Here is a 3,145-nt window from a genome sequence, read left to right on the forward strand (position 1 = left end):
ATGTAGAATGTAGAATGTAGAATGTAGAATGTAGAATGTAGAATGTAGAATGTAGAATGTAGAATGTAGAATGTAGAATGTAGAATGTAGAATGTAGAATGTAGAATGTAGAATGTAGAATGTAGAATTAAGAATGTAGAATTAAGAATGTAGGTAAGCATATGCGCTATGGGCATAAACTCTTCCGGTAGCGTGGCGACAGGCCTTTGGCACCTCAAGTAGCGTGTGCGTAGCACATTAGCTGTTCGCGTAGCGTGCGCGTAGCGCATATGCTTACGAATTTAGAATTAAGAATGGTGAAGACAAAATTAAGAATGGTGAAGGCATAATTAAGAATGGTGAAGGCATAATTCTAAATTCTAAATTCTAAATTGCCAATTCTAAATTCTAAATTCTTAATTCTTAATTCTTAATTGCCAATTCTAAATTCTAAATTCTTAATTCCCAATTCTTAATTCTACATTCTTAAAATTTATTTAAGGTTTTTTCCACTCCCTATCGGGTACATCTCACTGTCTTTATGCAAAGCCCCAGTGGGGTAAACCCCCTTTGGCCGCTGACAAAAATTTCTGGGAAAGAAAATTATCACACTCCCCACCCGCCGCAGATTTCCTGTCTTTCCTCTTGACAAGTTTTTGTACTTTAGTCTAATCTACAAAAGGTTACTTGAGCTCCTAGTAGAAACAAGCTGGGGAAGTAACTTCTGTAGGGGTGCAGAAAAAAATAGTTACGAGGTGCTTAACCTTTCGATTAATTACTTGTTAACCCAATCATTACGGTAAGGAAAAAAAATTAATTATGCAAAAACTACGCAATGCGCTATTGGCATTAGTTATTGCCATAGCTCTGACTTGGATGCCTTCTTTTACGGTACCTTCCGCACAGGCTGCTGAAGTTGAATTTCATCCTGGACTCCAGTTTTCAATCGCCCCGACCGGACAATGGATAGAATCACAAAGTGGTGCGATATTTTCTCCGGACCACGAAGTTCATGTCTATTATGACTCCCTAAGGGTGTCTTCTGATAATCCTAGCTGTCCTAAATTTGGCCCTTCAACTGAGGTAACAGGCCACGTCATGTCTGATAACAGCGGCGATGTTACTGACTTCGAACTTGAATCCCTTGACCCCCCTGCAGTGGATTTCGTCAAGTTTGGATCGTTTATTACTCCTGAGTGCTTTCAGGGTAGTGGTGAGATCCAGATCTGGTTCACTGGTACCGGCTCTGGGTGTGTCGATAGTGATTTCGGCAGCAATTACACTTTTCCAGTGATTTGCGAATAATAAGTTGTTGAGTCTGGAGACAATTCTCAGCAGTTAAGTAACTTAGGTTTCGCTACTGGAATTCTCCCCAAGGAAGCAACTGAAAAAGCGATGCAGCGATGCATTGCTTTTTCAATAAGGTTGTTAAAGGTTGAATGTTTTTTGTTACTCTCCATTCCCGATTCCCGATTCCCGATTCCCGATTCCCGATTCCCTACTCCCGATTCCCGATTCCCGATTCCCGACTCCCGACTCCCGATTCCCGATTCCCGATTCCCGATTCCCGATTAAAGATACTATCAATCACCTCTTTCATATCTTCAGCAACTGGAGTAGACTGTTTCTCAATAGTATTACTTTGCCCAAAATAGCTACAGGTTGCGGGTGCATCTCCTAAAAGTTGTTTGACAAGGTGGTGCGTTACGGGGCGGGCTGTCTAAACCCTGACTACGAGGCTGAAAATGAGACCCCCCCTAACACACCCTACGCAACTTTTTTACAAATATGAGATGCACCCGTAACGATTCCCCCCCTTATTAAGGAGCATAAGTGACATGCTCCCTGAGAGGTGCGAGAGATATGAGTTTTTCTATGAGTTTTATGAGTTTTTCTATGAGCTTTTCTATGAGTTTTGGGAGTAGGTTAACTTAATAGTACTTTAGTACTATTAAAAACGACGGCTACTGAAGCCCCGAAAACACTGTAGTTCAAGGGTTTGTAGTTCAAGTGTTCTGACAAAATTGACCTGCTCCCTGAGAGGTGCGAGAGATATGAGTTTTTCTATGAGTTTTTCTATGAGTTTTATGAGGATCACAGATACATAACAGTGCTACTATTACATAGTTCTCACAAATTGATGGGGAGCAAGTCTATGTTCCAGAACAAATGAACTATATACCATAGGAGCTTGGCTTTTACCCATGAGGGGGCTATAGCTAATGTACAAATGTTCTGCATAAGTGACATGCTCCCTTACGATAAGGAAAGAAAATTAATTATGCAAAAACTACGCAATGCGCTATTGGCATTATTTATTGCCATAGCTCTGACTTGGATGCCTTCCTTTACGGTAGCTTCTGCACAGGCTACTGAATTTCATCCTGGACTCCAGTTTGCAATCGATGGATGGGAGTTTCTCCAATTCCAAAGCGGTGACATAAAGCCGGGCCACCCACTTCATGTTTTTTATGACTCCCAAAGGTTACTTTACCCTGCAAATCCAGAACCTTGTTATGATTTTGAGACTTTAAAGGTAACAGCCCACTTGATCTCTGATCCGCAGCCAATCGACCTTGTATCCCTTGACTGCTATCCATCCACTGCATGCGATGTAGTGGATTACGTAAAGATTGGAGATTTTGAGACTCCTGAGTGGATCCCTGGAGAACTCCAAATGTTTTTCACTGGCAACGACGGTGAGTGTATCGATGATAATTATGGCCAATTGTACACTTTTCCAGTGTATTGACAATCATAAGTTGTTGAGTCTGGAGAAAATTATCAGCAGTGAACTAACCTAGGTTTCGCTCTGGAATTCTCCCCAACGAAGCAATTGAAAAAGCAATGGAGCGCGGGCTGCATTGCTTTTTCAATTAGGTTGTTAAAGGTTGAATGTTTTTTTAGGACTTACGCATTTGCCCCCTAAATCCCCCAATTCTGGGGGACTTTAACTCAATTTCCCCCCAAAATTGGGGGGCTAGGGCGTGTTTTCAAAGTTTTCCGCAAGATTATGATCCCCCCCAGCCCCCCTTAAAAAAGCTATGCTTTATAAACATATTTCTTTACAAAAAACTTGACAAATTTTAGGAATTATGAATAGGAAATAAATAGGGCTGGCTGCATGAAGGCAGAAGGCATACCCGACAAGGCTTTCAAGCCTTTT

At 41.4% G+C, this 3,145-nt stretch carries 4 protein-coding genes; 3 read left to right on the top strand and 1 reads right to left on the bottom strand.

Going from position 1 to position 3,145, the window contains the following annotated elements:
- Positions 1-269 (bottom strand): hypothetical protein (locus F6K49_RS31935; RefSeq protein WP_293103105.1); only part of this gene is annotated, 269 nt, incomplete at its 3' end.
- Between the two features lie 529 nt (positions 270-798).
- On the opposite strand from F6K49_RS31935, the gene F6K49_RS31940 reads away from it, so the two are divergent.
- The 3 genes from F6K49_RS31940 to F6K49_RS31950 all read left to right on the top strand — a co-directional run bounded on the left by F6K49_RS31940 (position 799) and on the right by F6K49_RS31950 (position 2,731).
- Positions 799-1,284, top strand: a complete 486-nt coding sequence (locus tag F6K49_RS31940; RefSeq protein WP_293103108.1) for a hypothetical protein — start codon at positions 799-801, stop codon at positions 1,282-1,284.
- Between the two features lie 130 nt (positions 1,285-1,414).
- A complete protein-coding gene (locus F6K49_RS31945) occupies positions 1,415-1,660 on the top strand; it encodes a hypothetical protein (protein ID WP_293103111.1) in 246 nt (81 codons plus the stop codon).
- Positions 1,661-2,170: 510 nt separating this feature from the next.
- Positions 2,171-2,731, top strand: a complete 561-nt coding sequence (locus tag F6K49_RS31950) for a hypothetical protein (protein WP_293103114.1) — start codon at positions 2,171-2,173, stop codon at positions 2,729-2,731.
- The last annotated feature ends 414 nt before the right edge of the window (positions 2,732-3,145 follow it).

The sequence above is a fragment of the Moorena sp. SIO3I6 genome, from assembly GCF_010672095.1.